Annotated in this window: 15 protein-coding genes; 13 read left to right on the top strand and 2 right to left on the bottom strand. The window is 72.9% G+C overall.

All coding sequences use genetic code 11. The annotated features are described in order from the left end of the window. Positions 1-228: electron transfer flavoprotein subunit alpha/FixB family protein (locus EUA98_RS15270; RefSeq protein ID WP_130103550.1), on the top strand; the 228-nt coding region annotated here is incomplete at its 5' end. Positions 229-234: 6 nt separating this feature from the next. On the opposite strand, the gene EUA98_RS15265 is transcribed toward EUA98_RS15270, so the two are convergent. After that, positions 235-1236 (bottom strand): phosphotransferase family protein, encoded by a 1002-nt coding sequence (locus tag EUA98_RS15265; RefSeq protein ID WP_242511573.1) that lies wholly within the window; start codon positions 1234-1236, stop codon positions 235-237. Between the two features lie 58 nt (positions 1237-1294). On the opposite strand from EUA98_RS15265, the gene EUA98_RS15260 reads away from it, so the two are divergent. From EUA98_RS15260 to EUA98_RS15205, 12 genes are all read left to right on the top strand, one after another. Further along, positions 1295-2515, top strand: a complete 1221-nt coding sequence (locus EUA98_RS15260) for a cysteine desulfurase family protein (RefSeq protein WP_130103549.1) — start codon at positions 1295-1297, stop codon at positions 2513-2515. Further along, positions 2512-3675 (top strand): tRNA 2-thiouridine(34) synthase MnmA, encoded by a 1164-nt coding sequence (gene mnmA, locus EUA98_RS15255; protein ID WP_130103548.1) that lies wholly within the window; start codon positions 2512-2514, stop codon positions 3673-3675. The genes EUA98_RS15260 and mnmA overlap by 4 nt, the downstream gene beginning before the upstream one ends. Further along, positions 3672-4337 carry a dienelactone hydrolase family protein gene (locus tag EUA98_RS15250; RefSeq protein WP_130103547.1) on the top strand — a complete coding sequence of 222 codons (666 nt, stop codon included), beginning with the start codon at positions 3672-3674 and terminating at the stop codon, positions 4335-4337. The genes mnmA and EUA98_RS15250 overlap by 4 nt, the downstream gene beginning before the upstream one ends. Further along, a complete protein-coding gene (locus tag EUA98_RS15245; RefSeq protein WP_130103546.1) occupies positions 4334-5365 on the top strand; it encodes a uroporphyrinogen decarboxylase/cobalamine-independent methonine synthase family protein in 1032 nt (343 codons plus the stop codon). Before EUA98_RS15250 ends, EUA98_RS15245 begins: the two co-directional genes overlap by 4 nt. Before the next feature lie 31 nt (positions 5366-5396). Further along, positions 5397-7715, top strand: a complete 2319-nt coding sequence (gene ligA, locus EUA98_RS15240) for an NAD-dependent DNA ligase LigA (protein ID WP_242511572.1) — start codon at positions 5397-5399, stop codon at positions 7713-7715. Continuing rightward, positions 7708-9000: a GNAT family N-acetyltransferase gene (locus tag EUA98_RS15235; RefSeq protein ID WP_130103545.1), complete on the top strand. Its 1293-nt coding sequence runs from the start codon at positions 7708-7710 to the stop codon at positions 8998-9000. The genes ligA and EUA98_RS15235 overlap by 8 nt, the downstream gene beginning before the upstream one ends. A 73-nt stretch (positions 9001-9073) precedes the next feature. Further along, positions 9074-9496 (top strand): pilus assembly protein CpaE, encoded by a 423-nt coding sequence (locus EUA98_RS15230; RefSeq protein WP_130103544.1) that lies wholly within the window; start codon positions 9074-9076, stop codon positions 9494-9496. Positions 9497-9550: 54 nt separating this feature from the next. Next, complete coding sequence (gene gatC / locus EUA98_RS15225) at positions 9551-9847, top strand: Asp-tRNA(Asn)/Glu-tRNA(Gln) amidotransferase subunit GatC (protein WP_130103543.1); 297 nt, start codon at positions 9551-9553, stop codon at positions 9845-9847. Continuing rightward, a complete protein-coding gene (gatA, locus tag EUA98_RS15220; RefSeq protein WP_130103542.1) occupies positions 9847-11406 on the top strand; it encodes an Asp-tRNA(Asn)/Glu-tRNA(Gln) amidotransferase subunit GatA in 1560 nt (519 codons plus the stop codon). Before gatC ends, gatA begins: the two co-directional genes overlap by 1 nt. Continuing rightward, positions 11403-12926 carry an Asp-tRNA(Asn)/Glu-tRNA(Gln) amidotransferase subunit GatB gene (gene gatB / locus EUA98_RS15215; RefSeq protein WP_130103541.1) on the top strand — a complete coding sequence of 508 codons (1524 nt, stop codon included), beginning with the start codon at positions 11403-11405 and terminating at the stop codon, positions 12924-12926. Before gatA ends, gatB begins: the two co-directional genes overlap by 4 nt. Positions 12927-12950: 24 nt before the next feature. Next, positions 12951-13493 carry a GNAT family N-acetyltransferase gene (locus EUA98_RS15210; protein ID WP_130103540.1) on the top strand — a complete coding sequence of 181 codons (543 nt, stop codon included), beginning with the start codon at positions 12951-12953 and terminating at the stop codon, positions 13491-13493. Between the two features lie 65 nt (positions 13494-13558). Further along, positions 13559-15109, top strand: a complete 1551-nt coding sequence (locus tag EUA98_RS15205) for a peptide MFS transporter (protein ID WP_130103539.1) — start codon at positions 13559-13561, stop codon at positions 15107-15109. 102 nt (positions 15110-15211) lie between these two features. Here the strand turns inward: EUA98_RS15205 and EUA98_RS15200 are convergent, their stop codons facing one another. Beyond that, complete coding sequence (locus EUA98_RS15200; RefSeq protein ID WP_130103538.1) at positions 15212-15787, bottom strand: DoxX family protein; 576 nt, start codon at positions 15785-15787, stop codon at positions 15212-15214. Positions 15788-15851: the final 64 nt, after the last annotated feature.

Raw genomic sequence — 15851 nt, 5'->3', positions numbered from 1 at the left:
GCTCAGATCGGCCAGACGGGGGTGACCGTCGCACCGCGCCTGTACATCGGGGCCGGGGTGTCCGGGGCCGTGCACCATCGCGGGGGGATGCAGTCCGCCGGCACGATCGTGGCCGTGAACTCCGACCCGGAGGCACCGATCTTCGAGATCGCCGACTTCGGCATCGTGGGCGACCTGTTCACCGTGCTGCCCCAGACCATCGCGGAGATCCGGGCCCGCAAGGGCTGATCGGCGTCAGGCGGGGAGCCGCCGCAGCCAGTCGAGCGCGACCACGGCCTGTGCCTGCTGGAACCGGCGCAGGTTCGGGACCCCGATGGGCGCGGGCTGGGCCGACGCGAGGGTGAAGTGTCCCGCGAGGGCCGCGAGCACCGACCGCAGTGCATGGGGCTCGACGCCGGCCGCGACGGGATGTGCCCAGAACAGCGCGTCGGCGTCGCCGCCGCCCTGCATCTCCACGCTCGGGAGCATGAACGCGAGGTCGAGCCACGGCGCGCCGAGCGAGGCCAGGGGCCAGTCGACGAGCCAGGTCGCGTCGGTGTCGAGCATCACGTTGTCCGCGCGCAGGTCGCCGTGCACGAGCGCGGTCCCGGCGGCGGCCACGGCCCACCCGGACTCCCAGTCCGCCAGCTGGTCGAGGTGCGCCATCACCCACACTCCCCGCTCGCCGAACCGGGCGGCGCTGTGGGTGCGCGGCCCGTCCGGTGCGCAAGCGATCCGGCGCCAGCCGCGGAAGTCGTCCGCCATGGTGTCGGTGACCGGGAGCAGCCCGTTGGGGGTGAGGGGTCGGGCGACGGCGAGGTCGGCGAGCGCGACCAGCACTCGATCGAGGTCGGCGGGGCGCCAGGGCTGCTCGGGGGACTGGCCGTGCACGGCATCGAAGCCGAGGATCACCCAGGTGCCGTCGTCGTGGGACCAGAGCAGCCGAGGCGCCGGGACCTCGGGCGGCAGCGCGCCGGCGACGACGATCTCACGCCGGGCGAGGTCCGGGGCCTGCGGGTTCTGTTCGGCCGAGACAGCTTTGACGAAGACCTCGTGTCCGTCGCCCAGCTCGAGGACGGCGGCGAAACCCGGGGTGAACCCGCTGGTCGCGCTCGTCTCCGAGCTCACCTGGGCGCCGGCCAGCGCAGCGATCCGGGACCGCACGTGCCTCGGCAGGTCCTGCCAGTTGAGGCGGGATCCCGAAAATGCGACCGGGGGCAGGTCGGTGGCCTCGGTGTCCACGCGCTCGTCTTGCACGGGCCCATCCTGCCGCACGTCGTCGAGGTGGCGGACGAGGTTCGTAGACTCGACCCTTGTGACGGCTTATCTCGACCACGCGGCGACGACCCCGATGCGGCCTGCCGCCATCGAGGCGCTCACCGCGGAACTGGCGCGGACCGGGAACGCGTCCTCGCTGCACGCCGCGGGGCGTGCCGCTCGGCGCACCGTGGAGGAGGCGCGCGAGCAGCTCGCCGCCGCCCTCGGGGCCCGGCCGAGCGAGGTCGTGCTCACGGGGGGTGGTACCGAGGCCGACAACCTCGCGGTCAAGGGGATGTTCTGGGGACGTCGCGCGCAGGACCCGTCCCGGCGGCGGATCGTCGTGACCGCCATCGAGCACCACGCCGTGCTCGACCCCGCGTTCTGGATGGCGGGGCACGCGGGTGCCGAGATCGTCCTGCTCCCGGTGGACTCCGCCGGGAGGGTCGACCTCGACGCGCTCGCCGCGGAGCTCGAGACCTCGGGCGACCAGGTGGCCTTCATCTCCGTCATGTGGGCGAACAACGAGGTCGGCACGGTCTCGCCCATCGCCGACGTCGTCTCCCTCGCGCGGCGCCACCACGTCCCCGTCCACGCCGACGCCGTCCAGGCCATCGGGCAGCTGCCCGTCGACTTCGCCGCCTCGGGACTCGACGCCCTGACCGTGAGCGGGCACAAGGTCGGGGGACCGCACGGCACCGGCGCGCTGCTCGCGCGTCGGGAGCTCGCGCTCACGCCCGTGCTCCATGGCGGCGGCCAGGAGCGGGGGGTGCGCTCAGGCACGCTCGACACCCCGGGCGCACGGTCGTTCGCGGTCGCGGTCGACGCCGCGGTGCGCGAGCAGCCGGAGCTCGCCGCGCGCCTCACCGCTCTGCGCGACGACCTGGTCGCGCGCGTGCGCGCGGCGGTGCCCGGCGCGCTGCTGCGTGGACCCGAGCCCCGGGCCGCGGGCGCACCCGCCGCCGCGGCCAACCGGCTCCCCGCGAACGCGCACTTCACGTTCCCGGGGTGCGAGGGCGACTCGTTGCTGTACCTGCTCGACTCGGCCGGCGTGCAGTGCTCGACCGGGTCGGCCTGCCAGGCCGGGGTGCCCCAGCCGAGCCATGTGCTGCTCGCGATGGGGGTCGACGAGGGCGACGCGCGCGGGGCGCTGCGCTTCAGCCTGGGACGCACCTCGACCGCGGCCGACGTCGACGCGCTGCTCGCGGTGCTGCCCGGGGTGGTCGACCGGGCGCGCTCGGCCGGCCTGTCGACCCTGACGGCACGGTCGGCCCGATGAAGGTGCTGGCGGCGCTCTCGGGCGGGGTCGACTCCGCGGTGGCGGCCGCGCGGGCGGTCGACGCGGGGCACGACGTCGTCGGCGTGCACATGGCCCTGTCGCGCAACCGCGACCAGTTCCGCACCGGCTCGCGCGGTTGCTGCTCGATCGAGGATGCGGGCGACGCGCGCCGCGCGGCCGACGTCCTGGGCATCCCGTACTACGTCTGGGACCTGTCGGAGAAGTTCGAGCAGACCGTGGTCGCCGACTTCTTCGCCGAGTACGAGGCGGGCCGCACGCCGAACCCGTGCGTGCGCTGCAACGAGCACATCAAGTTCGAGGCGCTGCTCGACAAGGCCCTCGCGCTCGGGTTCGACGCGGTCTGCACCGGCCACTACGCGCGGATCGAGCTGCGCCCGGACGGTTCGCGCGAGCTGCACCGCGCGGCCGACCTCGCCAAGGACCAGTCGTACGTGCTCGCGGTGATCGGCCCCGACCGGCTCGCTCGGTCGATGTTCCCGCTCGGGGACGTGGCGTCCAAGGACGAGGTGCGGGCGGAGGCGGCCCGCCGCGGGCTGGGGGTCTCGGCCAAGCCGGACTCGTACGACATCTGCTTCGTGGCCGACGGCGACACCCACGGGTTCCTGCGCGACAAGCTGGGGGCGCGTCCGGGCGACATCGTCGACGCCGAGGGCCAGATCGTCGGAGCGCACGACGGCGCCTACGCGTACACCGTCGGTCAGCGCAAGGGGCTCGCGATCGGCCGGCCCGCGCCCGACGGCAAGCCCCGGTACGTGCTCGAGGTGCAGCCGATCACCAACCGGGTGGTCGTGGGTTCCGCCGCCGACCTCGCCGTGGGTGCGATCCTGGCGGACGACGCGGGGTGGCTCGCCGGCGACGTCGAGCCGCCGGTCGGCATCGGCGGGGTGCCGTCCCGGGACGCCGCGTGGTTCGACTGCTCGGCGCAGGTCCGTGCGCACGGCACCGCCGTCGACGCGCGGGCCCGGGTCCTGCCCGGCGGGCGGGTGCGCGTCGAGCTGACCGGCGACCCTGGTTCGCCCGGACTGCGCGGGGTGGCGCCGGGGCAGTCGATCGTGCTCTACGACGGCACCCGGGTGCTCGGGCAGGCGACGGTCGGCGCGACCGAGCGGATGACGGCGACGACGGAGGTACGGGAATGAACGCACAGGCAGTGGAGCCGTCGGGGGAGCCGGACGAGGTCGAGATCGAGGCCGCCCAGCCCGACCGTCGCACGACCGGTCCGGGGGTCGTCGTCGTGCACGACTGGTACGGCCCGCTGCCGCACGTCGCCGAGCTGGCCGACGAGCTGACCATGGCCGGGTTCGACGTCGAGCTGGTGGACCTCTACGACGGGGTGACGACGGACGATCCCGGGCGGGCGGAGGTGCTCGCCGAGGCCCTGGACGGAACCGACGCGCTCGAGCAGATCGCCGCGGCGGCGCAGCGGCTGCGGGAGGCGGGCGCCGGGTACGTCGGGGCGGTGGGCTTCTCGCTCGGCGGGTCCCTGGTGCTGCGGGTGGCCGCGGGCCGGGTGTTCGACGCCGTCGTCGTCTACTACGCGACCTGCGGCCTCGACGACGCCGCCGGCCTGACCTGCCCGGTGCAGCTGCACCTGGCCGACGACGACGAGTTCGAGCCCGCCGAGGACGTCGCGGAGTTCGTCGAGGCCCTGCGGGCCGCCGGCGCGCCCGTGGACACGTTCACGTACGCCGGGACCGAGCACTCGTTCGCGAACGCGGACGTGGCGCTCGCCGACCCGCGCGCGGCCGAGGTCGCCCTCGCCCGAACAGTCGGCTTCCTGCACGCGCGGCTCGCCGGATGACGGCTGTCTCCGGCCTCGGACCCTGGGCCGGGTCCGACGTGCTCGAGGCGCAGACCGCCGTCGTCGGCGAGCTCACGAGCACTCCCACCGGCGTCGACGGGCTGCCGTTCCTCGTCCAGCTGCCCGACCGGGGATACGGCGCCGAACCGACCGGCCGCGGGACGGTCTTCCTGGCCGAGCTGTCGTGCGAGCTCGGCCCGCACGGCTGGAAGCTCGCCGACCGACCGGGTCGCGACGCGTCCCGGGCGGCCGCGTTCCTGCGCGAAGACCTCGACGCGCTCGCGGTCGCGGCGTACGGGTACACCGGCCCGGTGGTGGTGGGCGTCGCCGGTCCGCTGTCGCTGGCGGCGCGGCTGTACCTCGCGCGCGGTGACCGCGTGCTGTCCGACGCCGGCGCGGTGCGCGAGCTCGCGGAGTCCCTCGGTGCCGGGATCGCCGCCCACCTCGCCGCCGTGCGGGTCGCCGTCCCGGGCGCCGAACCGATCCTGGCGCTCGACGAGACCCGGCTGGCCGAGGTGCTGCTCGGGCGGATCTCGACGTTCTCGGGGAACTCGGTGATCCGGGCGGTGCCGTCCGGCGTGGCGAGCGAGCTGCTGCGGACCGTCGCGGAGGCTGCACGGGCCGCCGGGGCGACGCGCGTCGTGGTGCAGGCGGGCCCGTCCTGGGTCCCGGTCCGCACGATCGTCGCCGCGGGCGCCGACGGGCTGGGACTGACGGTCGAGGGGTTCAACGACCGGGGCTGGGAGCGGATCGGCGAGGCGGTCGAGCGGGGTGTGGCGCTCTGGGCAGCCCTGCCCGCCGCGCTGCCCGACCGGACGTCGTCGCGAAAGTCCGGGCCGGACGTCGTCGGGCAGGCGGCCGAGCTGCTGCGTCCCTGGTCGCAGCTCGGGATGCCGCTCGCCTCCCTGCGTGATGTCGTGGTGCTGGCGGCGCAGGCGCCCGGGATCCCGACGCCGGACACGGCCCGCACGGCGCTCGCCGACATCATCCGTGCGGCCGAGGTCATCGCGGAGCGCGCCGAGGACTGACCGTGTCGGCGTCTCGCGCGATGATGGGGTCGTGAGCGACCAGACGATCGACCCCGCCAGCGCCGAGCCTGCCGACGCCGACCTTGCCGACGCCGACCTCGCCGACGCCGACCTCGCCGACGCCGGTCTCGACGAGGCCGCGGCCCGGCACCGCTGGGCCGCGCTCGCCGAGCAGATCCGCGACCACCAGTTCGCGTACTACGTCCGCGACGCGCCGACCATCAGCGACGGCGAGTACGACGCGCTGCTGCGCCGGCTCGAGGCGCTCGAGGAGCGGTACGCGACGCTCGGGCTGCGGACCCCGGAGTCCCCGACCCAGCTCGTCGGCGGCACGTTCTCGACCGACTTCACCGCGGTCGACCACGTGGAGCGGATGCTCTCGCTCGACAACGCGTTCTCCACGCAGGACCTGGCTGCCTGGGCGGAGCGCGTGCACCGCGACCTGGACGGCGCCCTGGACACGGTGCACTACCTGTGCGAGCTGAAGATCGACGGTCTCGCGATCGCGCTGCTCTACGAGAACGGGCGGCTGGTGCGGGCCGCCACCCGCGGGGACGGCCGGACCGGTGAGGACGTGACGAACAACGTCCGCACCATCGACGGCATCCCGCACGTGCTCGCGGGCAGCGACCACCCCGAGCTGATCGAGGTGCGGGGCGAGGTCTTCCTGCCGGTGGCCGGTTTCGAGGAGCTCAACGTCGCGCAGCTCGAGGCGGGCAAGGCACCGTTCGCGAACCCGCGCAACGCCGCCGCGGGTTCGCTGCGCCAGAAGGACCCGCGCGTGACGGCGGGTCGGCCGCTGCGGATGCTCGCCCACGGGATCGGCGCACTGCGGTGGGCCGGGGCGCAGGGCTCCGTCGAGCGGCAGTCCCAGGGGTACGACCTGCTCGCGGGCTGGGGGATCCCCGTGTCGACCCGCAGCCGGGTGGTCGACGGCCTCGCTGGCGTCGAGGAGATGATCGAGCACTACCGCGAGCACCGCCACGACGTCGAGCACCAGATCGACGGCGTCGTCGTCAAGGTCGACGAGATCGCCTCGCAGCGCCGGCTCGGGGCGACCAGCCGGGCCCCGCGCTGGGCGATCGCGTTCAAGTACCCGCCCGAGGAGGTCAACGCCAAGCTGCTCGACATCCGCGTCAACGTCGGCCGCACGGGGCGGGTGACGCCGTACGGGGTGATGGAGCCGACGCTCGTCGCCGGGTCGACGGTCGAGATGGCCACGCTGCACAACGCGAGCGAGGTCCGGCGCAAGGGCGTGCTGATCGGTGACACGGTCGTGCTGCGCAAGGCCGGGGACGTGATCCCGGAGATCGTCGGCCCGGTGGTCGAGCTGCGCGACGGCACCGAGCGAGCGTTCGTGATGCCCACGCACTGCCCGTCGTGCGGGACGGCGCTCGCCCCCGCGAAGGAGGGCGACGTCGACATCCGCTGCCCCAACTCGCGGTCCTGCCCCTCCCAGCTGCGCGAGCGGCTCTTCCACGTCGCCTCGCGCGGCGCGTTCGACATCGAGGCGCTCGGGTGGGAGGCCGCAGGGGCGTTGCTCGACGCCGGGGTCGTGACCGATGAGGGTGACCTGTTCGCGCTCGACGCCGACGCGCTGCGCCGGGTGCCGCTGTTCGTGCTGTCCGCCGGGTCGAAGGTCAAGGGCCGGGTCCGCGAGGCGGGGGACCTGAACGCGGTCGGGGAGAGCCTGCTCGCGAACCTGGAGAAGGCAAAGGACACCGCGTTGTGGCGCGTGATCGTGGCGCTCTCGATCCGGCACGTGGGTCCGACGGCGGCCCGCGCGCTCGCGAGCGAGTTCGGCTCGCTCGACGCGATCGAGAAGGTGGCCCGGGGAGAGGACTCCCAGGCGCTCGCGGTGGTCGACGGGGTCGGGCCCACGATCGCGGCCGCGGTGCGCGACTGGTTCGAGCAGCCGGGGGACGACGACGCGTGGCACGCGCAGATCGTGCGCAAGTGGGCGGCGGCCGGCGTCCGGATGGCCGATGAGCGCGACGAGTCCGTGCCGCGCACGCTCGAGGGCCTCACCGTCGTGGTCACCGGATCCCTCGAGGGCTACTCGCGCGACGGCGCCAAGGAGGCCATCATCGCCCGCGGCGGCAAGGCGGCCGGGAGCGTGTCGAAGAAGACCGACTTCGTCGTGGTCGGCGCGAGCGCGGGGACCAAGGAGGCCAAGGCGCGCGAGCTGGGGTTGACCATCCTCGACGAGGCCGGCTTCACCCGCCTGCTCGCGGACGGGCCTGAGCCGGAGGACGGGCCTGTGCCGGAGGACGGGGTCGAGGCGGAGGACGGGGCCGAGCTCCCCGACGCCGGCGAGCCCACCGGGACCGCGGACGTGCACGATGGCTGACCTGCTCATCCGGGTGGCGACCGCGGACGACGTCGCCGCGGCGGGCGCGCTCACCGCCGAGGCCTATCACTCCGACGGGTTGATCGACGACGCCGACGAGTACCGCGAGGAGCTGCTCGACGCCGAGCGTCGCGCGCACGAGGCGACGCTGCTGGTGGCGCTCGTGCCGGTCGGGTCGGATGCGGCGTCGATGGCGCTGGTCGGGACGATCACGCTGGCCCCGGCCGGCTGCTCGTACGCCGAGATCGCGGAACCGGGCGAGTTCGAGGTGCGGATGCTCGCCGTCGCGCCCGAGGCGAGGCGACGCGGTATCGCTGAGGCGCTCACGCGGGCCGCGATGCGCGAGGCGGTGACCCTCGGTGCCGGTCGGGTGGTCCTGTCGACCCTCGAGGCGATGACGACGGCCCATCGCCTGTACCGGCGGCTCGGGTTCGCCGCCGAGCCCGAACGCGACTGGCACCACGAGGGGGTCGCGCTGCGCGTGTACGCCTGGGACGTCCCGGCCGGGCCCGGGATCCGGGTCGAGACCGCGGTCTGGCGCCCCCGCGAGGTGCGCGACGTCGACGGGTGGCGGGTCGGGATCTCCGGGGGCTTCACCCGCCGGGCCAACAGCGTCGTCGCGCTCGCCGAGCCGGACGACGTCCCGGGATGCATCGACGAGGTCGAGCGGATCTACGCCGAGGCCGGCCAGCCGCCGATCTTCCGGGTCTGCGCGCAGTCGATGCCCGAGGATCTCGACGACCTGCTGCGCGCTCGCGGCTACCGCGACGTCGCGCACACGCTGGTGATGGTGCGCGGGGACCTCGAGGAGTTCGCCGGCGCGGAAACGGACCTGGACCCGGACTCGGACCGGGACGAGCCGGATGGCACGTCGTCGGGCATCGCCGCGGTCAGGTATCTGCCGGCGGACCGGCCCGACGAGGCGTGGCTCTCGGTGTGGCTCGCCGACCGCGCCGCTCGCCCGGTCGACCGGGCCCTGGCCGAGTCCGTCGTCACGGGGGCTCGCGCGGCGTTCGTCAGCGCGCTGGCCGGCGGCACCACGGTGGGCGTGATCCGGGCCGCGTTCGCTCAGGACTGGGTGGGGCTGGCGTGCCTCACGGTCGAGCCGTCGGTCCGAGGGCGGGGCATCGGGCGCGCGCTCACCCGAGACGCCCTGCGGGTCGCCGCGACCGGCGGTACCCGACGGGCCTTCCTGCAGGTCGAGGAGTCGAACGAGGCCGCCATCGCGCTCTACGAGGGACTGGGGTTCACCCCGGCCGAGCGCTACCACTACCGCCAGCGCTGACGCCTCTCGCCCCCGCCCGTCGCTCGGGCATCCATCCCTCGCGCGCCCGACCCGTCCACCAGATAATGATCCGATGATCTCGATCGAGCTCGCGTGGCAGCTGGCGGTCGCCGGGGTGCGTTGGTATCCCCGCTCGGGCGACCGCTTCACGATCCTGCAGCCCGAGCTGACGGGTGACGTCTTCACCATCAGCGACATGATGGTCGAGGCGCACGAGTTCCCCACCGGGACGGTGCTCGGGTTCAACGGGACCACCGAGTGGGCGATGGACTCCGTCGCGAAGGACGACGCGCTCTGGCTCCCCGGCGAGGACCAGCTGCGCACGATGCTCGGCTGGACCTTCCGCTCGCTGGAGGTGGCTGACGGGTCCTACCTGGTGACGACGTCGTCGCCGTCGGGCATCGAGACGACGTTCCACGCGGACTCGGCCGCCGACGCCTATGCCCAGGCGCTGCTCGCCCTGGTGGGACTGGCGGTCGGCGGGGCGCCGAACTGACGTCGGCGCGGGCGCCTAGCGGGACGTCAGAGCCCACCGTCTAGACTCCACGGCATGTCCACCATCTCCCGCGACGAGGTCGCGCGTGTGGCCGGGCTGGCCCGGATCGACCTGACCTCCGACGAGCTCGACCGCCTTGCCGGCGAGCTCGACGTGATCGTCCAGTCGGTCGCCCGGATCAGCGAGGTCGCCACAGCAGACGTTCCGGCCACGAGCCACCCGCTGCCCATGTTCAACGTGTTCCGCGCCGACGTCCCGGAGCCGTCGCTCCCCGTGGCCGACGTCCTGGCCGGTGCGCCCGCCTCCGAAGAGGGCCGCTTCATGGTCCCGCAGATTCTCGAGGAGGACTGATGAGCGCTGAATCAACAGATCTGACGCGTCTCTCGGCCGCCACCCTGGCCGACAAGCTCACCGCCGGCGAGGTGTCGAGCGACGAGGTCACCCGCGCCCACCTGGACCGGATCGCCGCGGTCGACCCGGCGGTGCACGCGTTCCTGCACATCTGCGGGCGACGTGCGCTCGCGACCGCCCGCGACGTGGACGCCCGCCGGGCGGCCGGCGAGGAGCTCCACCCGCTCGCCGGCGTGCCGATCGCGGTCAAGGACATCATCGTGACCAAGGGTGTCCCGACGACGGCCGGGTCGAGGATCCTCGAAGGCTGGGTCCCGCCGTACGACGCGACCTTGGTCTCGAAGATCAAGGCCGCGCGGCTGCCGATCCTCGGCAAGACCAACATGGACGAGTTCGCCATGGGGTCCAGCACCGAGCACTCGGCGTTCGGCCCCACGCACAACCCGTGGGACCTCGACCGGATCCCCGGCGGGTCCGGCGGTGGCTCCGCCGCCGCGGTCGCCTCCTACCAGGCCCCGCTGGCGATCGGCACCGACACCGGTGGCTCGATCCGCCAGCCCGGAGCCGTCACCGGCACCGTCGGGGTCAAGCCCACCTACGGCAGCGTCTCGCGCTACGGCCTCATCGCGCTCGCGTCGAGCCTGGACCAGGCCGGTCCGGTCACGCGCACCGTGCTCGACTCCGCGCTGCTCCACGAGCTCATCGGCGGCCACGACCCGCACGACTCCACCTCGATCCCCGAGCCGTTGCCCCCGCTCGTCGCCGCCGCCCGTCAGGGTGCGCTCGGTGACCTCACGGGGGTCCGGGTCGGCGTGGTCACCGAGCTCAACGGCGACGGCTACTCCGACGGCGTGCGGGCCCGGTTCAGCGAGTCGCTGACCCTGCTGCAGCAGGCGGGTGCCGAGATCGTCGAGGTCTCCTGCCCGCACTTCACCTACGCGCTCGGCGCGTACTACCTGATCCTGCCGGCCGAGGCGTCCAGCAACCTCGCCAAGTTCGACGGCATGCGGTTCGGCCTGCGCGTCACGCCCGACGGCGGTGACGGGCTGGCCGCGACCGCGGAGCGCGTCATGTCGGCCACGCGTGGCGCAGGCTTCGGTCCCGAGGTCAAGCGCCGCATCATCCTGGGCACGTACGCCCTCTCCGCGGGCTACTACGACGCCTACTACGGCAGCGCGCAGAAGGTCCGTACCCTCATCCAGCGCGACTTCGCCGCGGCGTTCGAGAAGGCCGACGTGCTCGTCTCGCCGACCGCCCCGACGACGGCGTTCAAGCTCGGCGAGAAGCTCGACGACCCGCTGGCGATGTACCTCAACGACGTCGCCACGATCCCGGCCAACCTCGCGGGCGTGCCGGGCATGTCCGTGCCGAACGGCCTGTCCGACGACGGTCTTCCCGTCGGCTTCCAGATCCTCGCCCCCGCGAAGGCCGACGACCGGCTGTACCGGGTCGGCGCGGCCCTCGAGGCCCTCCTCGAGACCCGTTGGGGCGGCCCGCTGCTTGAGCGTGCACCCGAGCTGGCCACCGCTGCGAACTCACCTGTGGAGGCGACCCGATGAGCATCTCGACCCACGGTCCCATCGACCTGATCGACTACGACGAGGCCGTCGCGCGCTTCGACCCCGTGTTCGGGATCGAGGTGCACGTCGAGCTCGGCACGAAGACCAAGATGTTCGACTCCGCACCCCAGGTGTTCGGCGCCGAGCCCAACACGGCCGTGTCGCCGACGTCGCTCGGGCTGCCGGGCGCGCTGCCGGTGGTCAACGGCACCGCCGTGGAGTACGCGATCCGGATCGGCCTGGCGCTGAACTGCACCATTGCCGAGACCTGCCGGTTCGCCCGGAAGAACTACTTCTACCCGGACGTGCCGAAGAACTTCCAGACCTCGCAGTTCGACGAGCCGATCGCGTTCGACGGGTACCTCGACGTCGAGCTCGAGGACGGCACCATCTTCCGCGTCGAGATCGAGCGCGCGCACATGGAGGAGGACGCGGGCAAGAACACCCACGTCGGCGGCGCCACCGGCCGCATCCAGGGCGCCGAGTACTCCCTGGTCGACTACAACCGTGCCGGCATCCCGCTCGTGGAGATCGTCACGCGGCCGATCGAGGGCGGCGGCGCCCGGACCCCGGAGATCGCGCGCGCCTACGTGCGCTCGCTGCGTGACATCTTCCGTGCGCTCGAGGTCTCCGAGGCCAGGATGGAGCGCGGCAACGTTCGCGCCGACGTCAACCTCTCGCTGCGCGCCACCCCCGAGTCCCCGTTGGGCACACGCTCCGAGACGAAGAACGTCAACTCGTTCCGGTCCGTCGAGCGGGCGATCCGTTTCGAGGTCTCCCGGCAGGCTGCTCTGCTCGCGGCGGGCGGCGTCGTCGTCCAGGAGACCCGGCACTGGCACGAGGACACCGGCACGACCACGGCCGGGCGGATCAAGTCCGACGCCGACGACTACCGGTACTTCCCCGAGCCCGACCTGCTGCCGATCGCCCCGAGCCGCGAGTGGGTCGAGGAGATCCGCGCCGGCCTGCCCGAGATGCCGGTCGCGCGCCGCAACCGGCTGCAGGGTGACTGGGCCTTCGCCGACGCCGAGATGCGCGACGTCGTCAACGCCGGTGCGCTCGACCTCATCGAGGCCACCGTGGCCGCCGGTGCCAGCCCCGCCTCGGCTCGCAAGTGGTGGATGGGGGAGCTCGCGCGCGTGGTCAAGACGACCGACGGCGAGCTCGAGGACCTGCCGATCACCCCCGTCCAGGTGGCCGATCTGCAGGGCCTGGTCGACTCCGGCGCCCTCAATGACAAGCTCGCGAAGCAGGTGCTCGAGGGGGTGCTCGCCGGGGAGGGTTCGCCGCAGGAGGTCGTGACCGCACGCGGCCTCGGGGTCGTGTCCGACGACGGCGCGCTGCTGGCCGCGATCGACGAGGCCCTGGCCGCCCAGCCGGACGTCGCAGAGAAGATTCGCGGCGGCAAGATCGCCGCCGTCGGAAGCGTCGTCGGCGGAGTGATGAAGGCGACCCGCGGGCAGGCCGACGCGGGCCGCGTCCGGGCCCTGATCCTCGAGAAGCTCGGCGTCGAGGGCTGAGTCGACCATGCGGCGGGAGGTGTGATGCGCAAGCCCACCCTGGAGGGGGAGCTCGTCCGGCTGCGACCCGTCGCGGCCCGTGACGCGGACGGCCTGTGGGAGATCGTCACCGACCCCGAGAGTCGTCGCGTCACAGGTCAGACGGCTTTTTTGAGTCGGGCCGAGATCGACAGCTGGTGCGAGACGATCTCGGACCGCGACGGCCGGATCGACCTCGCGGTGACCGCTGGGGGGAGCGACGAGTACCTCGGCGTGATCGTGCTGTCCGAGATCGACGAGCCGCGCGGGAGTGCGGTGATCCGGCTGTCGATGCGGCCCGGGAGCCGCGGCCGCGGGTACGGCGGCGAGGCGATCGGCCTCGTCCTGGGGCTCGCGTTCGAGGGGCTCGGGCTGCACCGGGTCGGGTGCGATGTGCTGTCGATCAACTCCCGCGCGCTCGGGGTCTACAAGAGCGTCGGATTCACCGTGGAAGGCCGCTTGCGGGACGCCTATCGAGACGGCGACGGGTACTGCGACGCCATCGTGATGGGGCTCCTCGAGGACGAGTTTCGGAGCCTTTCTACCTGACCTATAGGCGCTCAATAACTAGCGCGTGGTAAAACTTTGCCGCCTCATGGGGCACGATAGTGCAAATGAGTCTGCATCCTCTAGAACCCCAGCCGGTCGCCGGCGAGGTACCGCGAAGCCGCGGTTTCTTCGGCCACCCGCTCGGCCTGATGACACTTTTCACCACGGAACTCTGGGAACGGTTCAGCTACTACGGGATGCGCGCCATCCTGCTGTACTACTTGACCGACGCGGTTGCCGACGGCGGCCTGGGCATCGGCGAGACGACCGGGTTGGCCATCGTGTCGATCTACGGATCGTCGGTCTACCTGCTCGCCGTCGTCGGCGGGTGGCTCGCGGACCGGGTCCTGGGCGCGCGGCGGTCGACGCTCTACGGCGGGGTCGTCATCGCGGCCGGCCACGTCTTCCTCTCGATCCCGGGCGCGGGGTTCTCCTACCTGGGCATCGTCCTGGTGGCCCTCGGCACGGGACTGCTCAAGCCGAACGTCTCGGCCATGGTCGGGGAGCTCTACACCCGTGAGGACGGTCGCCGCGACTCGGGCTTCTCGATCTTCTACATGGGCATCAACATCGGTTCGCTGGTCGCGCCGATCCTCGTCGGTGCGGCCCGTGCGTTCGGCGGGTACCACGCCGGGTTCGCCGTCGCCGCCGTCGGCATGGCGCTCGCGCTGGTGTTCTTCGTCGCCGGCCGCCGGTTGCTCGGCGATGCCGGGGCGGCCGTGCCCAACCCCGTCACGCCGGCCGACCGGCCCGCGCTCCTGCGCACCGGTGGCCTGATCGGCTCGGCCATCGTGGCCGTCCTGGTGGTCGCGCGACTGGTCTCCGGGTCGTTCGGGGTCAGCGCCCTGATCGACACGTTGTCGATCCTGGCGCTCGCTGCGCCGGTGGCCTACTTCGTCGTCATGATCCGGTCGCCCAAGGTGACGTCGCCCGAGCGGTCGCGGCTCCAGGCGTACATCCCGTTGTTCATCGCCGCGACGCTGTTCTGGATGATCTTCGAACAGGCCGCGACGACGCTGGCGAGCTTCGCGGCGAACCGCACGGACCTGTCCGCCTTCGGGATGAACATCGCCCCGGAGCTGTTCCAGTCGGTCAACCCGGCGTCGATCATCCTGTTCGCCCCGGTGTTCGCCTGGCTGTGGGTCAAGCTCGACAACCCGCCGCCGACGGCCGTGAAGTTCGCGATCGGGCTCACGCTCGCGGCGCTGTCGTTCCTCTTCCTCGCCGGGGCCTCGGCCGTGGCCGGGGTGGACGGCAAGACCCCCGCGTGGGTGCTCGTCGTCGTCTACGTCGTGCAGACCCTCGGTGAGCTGTGCCTGTCGCCGGTGGGTCTGGCGGCCACGACGCTGCTCGCCCCCCGGGCGTTCCGGAGCCAGGCGATGGCGCTGTGGTTCCTCGCCCCGGCCGCGGGCCAGGCGATCACGGCTCAGCTCGTGACCGCGACCGAGGGGACCTCGGACACGGTGTACTTCGGCGGGATCGGGGTCGTCGCGCTGCTCTTCGGTCTCGCGCTGTTCGCGGTCGCCCCCTGGGTGGAGCGGCACATCGTGGCCGGTGCGGAGACGACTGCCGAGGCCGCGGAGGCAGCCGACGAGGCCGAGCTCGCCGTTCCCTGACCGGTCGAACCTCCCTGCGCGCCGACGAGGGCCGTGCACCTTCGGGTGCACGGCCCTCGTCGGTCGGCCTCGGTCGTGGTGGCCTCGGTCGGTTCGGGTGACTCAGCGCAGCCAGGTCGCCCGCTGGACCAGGGGGAGCCTGGCCCACGACCGTCCGAACCCCCAGGTGTCGCCCGCGTACAGCACGGCCAGCGTGCACACGACGAGGGCGTAGATGAGGTGGTCGTCGATCAGCGGGTTGTTCGAGCCTTCGGCGAAGGTCCAGGCGGCCAGCCACATGAGCACCAGCAGGATGGTGGCCGAGACGGCGGCGATCCGCATGCCGATGCCGAGGATGAGCGCGAGGCCGATCCCCAGCAGGGCGATCATGAACAGCCAGTCGCTCCCGGTGCCCGCGAGGTTCGCGAACGTGTCCTTGAGCGGTCCGGCCGTCCCGAACATGAGGTAGCCCTGGCTCGGGGTGCCGCCGGCGATCCACGAGAGCGTCGGCTCGCCCTCGGCCACCGCGGCTCCGGTCGAGTAGTGCAGGCCGAACGTCTTGTCGAGGAACGCCCACAGGAAGATGAAGCCGAGCGCGATCCGGGTCGCGGCGAGCAGCCGGCGGCCGGTGCCGGAGCGGACGACGTCTTCTTGCAGCGGCAGATCGGTGTGCGAGGTCGAGGAATGGGTCGTGGTCATGAGCTTCCTCCTGGCGAGTCCTGGTACCGAGGTCCTGCCGGTTTCTACCGACATGTCCAGGTTT

The organism is Pengzhenrongella frigida (assembly GCF_004168625.1).
GTDB classification, from domain to species: Bacteria; Actinomycetota; Actinomycetes; order Actinomycetales; family Cellulomonadaceae; genus Pengzhenrongella; species Pengzhenrongella frigida.
This window is presented reverse-complemented; position numbering and strand designations above follow the sequence as displayed.